Origin of the sequence: Kitasatospora sp. NPDC059088 (assembly GCF_042738155.1) — a bacterium.
Classification (GTDB): domain Bacteria; phylum Actinomycetota; class Actinomycetes; order Streptomycetales; family Streptomycetaceae; genus Kitasatospora.
In genome coordinates, this window is record NZ_JBHYGR010000265.1 from 1 (window position 1) to 3502 (window position 3502).

At 70.6% G+C, this 3502-nt stretch carries 3 protein-coding genes; 2 read left to right on the forward strand and 1 reads right to left on the reverse strand.

Annotation, left to right across the window (positions count from 1 at the left end; all coding sequences use genetic code 11):
* Window positions 1-132: 132 nt before the first annotated feature.
* Window positions 133-906 (reverse strand): GntR family transcriptional regulator, encoded by a 774-nt coding sequence (locus ACFWXO_RS45065; RefSeq protein WP_375886354.1) that lies wholly within the window; start codon window positions 904-906, stop codon window positions 133-135.
* Window positions 907-1215: 309 nt separating this feature from the next.
* On the opposite strand from ACFWXO_RS45065, the gene ACFWXO_RS45070 reads away from it, so the two are divergent.
* Window positions 1216-2019, forward strand: coding sequence for an exodeoxyribonuclease III (locus tag ACFWXO_RS45070; RefSeq protein WP_380532997.1), 804 nt, complete (start codon window positions 1216-1218; stop codon window positions 2017-2019).
* A gap of 953 nt (window positions 2020-2972) precedes the next feature.
* Window positions 2973-3502: BTAD domain-containing putative transcriptional regulator (locus tag ACFWXO_RS45075; RefSeq protein ID WP_380533000.1), on the forward strand; the 530-nt coding region annotated here is incomplete at its 3' end.

Consider the following 3502-nt stretch of genomic DNA (forward strand, 5'->3'; position numbering starts at 1 on the left):
GCCCCACACTCGCGCGCTGTCTGTAGCTCACAGCGCCGGCTCTGGGCGAGCGGGCCCCGCGCCCGCCGCCGCCCCCCGCGCGGGGGTGTGCGGGGGGGCCTCGCCGGGGTCTGAGGGTTGTCGGAGAGTGGTTCAGGAGGCGGTGCGGACCTCGGGGGTCGCGCCGACCGGGGTGACCTCGACGAGGCCGGTCTCGCCGAAGGTCAGCTTGCAGGTGTCCGCACGGTAGGTGGCGACGGCGAGGGCCACCAGGCGGCCGGCGGCGGCGTACTGGGTGGTCATGACCAACACCGGGGTGCCCGGCGGGCGCTCCAGCAGCGCGGCCTCGTCGGCCTCGGCGACACCGAGCTCCACGGCCCGGGACTCGCCGTCGACCTCCAGCCGCTCCAGCTGGCGCAGCACCGAACGGGCGCGGTCGCTCTCGGCGCGGAAGCCGGGCAGGTGCGGCAGGGCGGAGGTGGGGACGTGCAGCGACTCGGTGGCCATCGCGCGGCCCTCGACCAGGCGGACCCGGCGGACGGTGTGCACGGTGGCACCCTCGGCGATGCCGAGGTTCTTGGCCAGCTGCGCCGGGGCGGGAGCGGTGGTGCAGTCCACCGTGCGCCAGGACTGGCTGCGGCCGACACCGGGCCAGCCCTCCTCCTGCCGGTTCACCGGGACGCCGACCCGCGGGGCGGCGATCAGCGTACCGATCCCCCGGCGGCGGACCAGGCGGCCCTCCAGCTCCAGCTGGTCGAGGGCCTGGCGCAGGGTGGCACGGGCCACGCCGAAGCGGGCGGCGAGCTCGCGCTCGTTCGGGAGGACCTGGCCGGTGGAGAACTCCGAGTCGATGGCCCGGAGCAGCACCGTGCGCAGGTGCCAGTACTTCGGTTCCGGCACCGCCGAAAGCTGTCCTGTCGTCCCCACCGTGTCCTCCACCTGGTCTTGTCCGCCGTACGACAAGGAGGGCGGATCCCGGGCCCGCTGCCCGCTGTTGCGGCAGGTGGGAGAGCGGGCCTTTATCCGTCCTTCTTTATTAAAGGTCCTTGCAGTAAGTGACCCTAGGTGCTCCCTCCGGAGATGGTCAAGACCAATGGCAGGGCTTGATGGGGCCGTCGCGAACATTCATGCCACGTTCACGACAGCCTGCCCGGACCGGTCCGCGACCGCCCCCGACCGGCCCGCGGCAGCGCGTCACGCTTCGGTGCGTGGGCGCCCAATGGGTAGGCTGCCCGGGTGATCGTGGTGACGAGTGTGAACGTGAACGGAATCCGTGCGGCGGCCAAGAAGGGCTTCGTCGAGTGGCTCGCCGGAACGGAGGCGGACGTGATCTGCCTCCAGGAGGTGCGCTCCGAACCCGGGCAACTGCCCGTCGAGCTGCGCGACCTGGACGGCTGGCACGCGATCTGGGCCCCGTCGGTCGCCAAGGGCCGGGCCGGCGTCGCGATCCTCTCCCGCAAGGAGCCGCAGCGCAGCGTGATCGGATTCGGCTCGGAGGAGTTCGACAATTCGGGCAGGTACGTGGAAATCGACCTCCCGGGCCTCACCGTCGCCAGCCTCTACCTGCCCTCCGGCGAGGTCGGCACCGAACGCCAGGAGGAGAAGGAACGCTTCATGGCGGAGTTCCTCGTCCACCTCACCGCCCTGCGCGCCCGCGCCGCCGCCGACGGCCGCGAGGTCGTGGTCTGCGGCGACTGGAACATCGCCCACCGCCCCGAGGACCTCAAGAACTGGAAGGCCAACCAGAAGTCCGCCGGCTTCCTCCCCGAGGAACGCGCCTGGCTCTCCCGCGTCTACGACGAGGCCGGCTACGTCGACGTCGTCCGCGCCCTCCACCCCGACCGCACCGGCCCCTACTCCTGGTGGTCCTACCGCGGCCGCGCCTTCGACAACGACTCCGGCTGGCGCATCGACCTCCAGGTCGCCACCCCGGGCCTCGCCGACAGGACCGTCGAGGCCTACGTCGAACGCGCCGCTTCCCACGCCGAGCGCTGGAGCGACCACGCGCCGGTGACCGTGGTGTTCGACCACCAGTTCTGACAGCTCTCCACGGGCAGGGCTCCCAGGAGACCGGGAGCCCTGCCCGGACATCTCGACCGCACCGACTCGGACAGCGGGCCGCCGGCCTTCCGGGCGTACGGGGCCGCCTCGCTGCCGCAGTGCCGGGTGGTCGTGCCGTCGTGGGCCCGGGAGCCCTTGGGGACGAGCCCGACGACGTCCAGGTCGGACGTCGCATCGGCGACCGTCGGCGCCAAGCCCGCCGCCGAGCCCGCCGCCAAGTCCGTCGGCACGCCGAGCCCTTGCGCGTCAGCGTGCACGCCGTCCCGTACCGCTGGAGCGAGCCGTCCCCGGCCTCCACGCCCCAGGAGTCCGACCTACCGCCCCCGGCGTGGCAGATCGGCCCTCGTCAACTATCCTCCCGAATCAGCTTGTTGACGTGAGCACACCCGATTGTCTCGCCAAATTGCCCATTCGAGGCAGTACTTGATTATCGTTCACAGTACTCTCATATCGACGGGGATCGACCGGCGGCGACTCGCGCAAACCCCCTCGGGCGAAACCCGCCCGCCACTCAATCCGGCTGTGGCACAGCGCATTTGATCACGGCCGTCGCACCGCCGGCCCGTCGGGGCGCGGAGGCCGGGCTCGGGACGATCAAGAACGTGCAGCATTATGAGCGCGTGCTCACGTGAGCCGGATCACGCGGAGCCCCCGACCGCCGAGCGGGGCGTCGCCGGGCCGATTGGCCTGCGCCCTGGGGATACTGGGGATCCTCGGCAGCCGGGCATCCCCTCGGCCGATGCGATCGCATGTCAGCGCGCCATACCAAGAGGTGCGCCGTCGATCCAGACCTTCTATCCCGACGATTTACAAGTATTCTGTCTCCAACCGTGCGGAAACTCTCCGGGACCGGTCCTGGGATCAAGGGGTTTCCGCCGGGCGGTCGAAGCGTTTTTCGTTACTGGGAGTGACTTATGGCGGATGGTCACACAATGGATTTCAGTGTCCTCGGCCCGTTAGCAGTACAGGCTGACGGAATATCGGTGAATCCGGGCTCGGCGCGCCAGCGGGCGGTATTGTCCGCCCTCCTCCTCACTCCGGGTCAGCCCGTGACGGCGGAGCAACTCGCCGAAGCCGTCTGGCCGAGGAATCCTCCGAACGACGTCATGACGAACCTGCACAGCTACGTGTCGAATCTCCGGCGGATCCTGGAGCCGAACCGGCCACCCCGCTGCCGCGACACCGTTCTGAGGCGCGAGCCGAACGGCTACGTACTGGCGGTGGACACCGACTGCATCGACGCGACGCTCTTCGAACGCCTTCTGCACGACGGCCGGCGGCTGCTCCAGGCGGGACTGCACCAGAAGGCCGGGCGGACGCTGGGGAGCGCATTGGCGCTGTGCCGGGGAACGGCCTACCCCGAGGTGAGCGACTACGCGCTCGGGGCCCAAGCGGCCGCACGCTTCGAGGAGTTGCGGCTGCTGGCACTGGAGAGCCTGTGGGAGGCGAGGCTGTCCGAAGC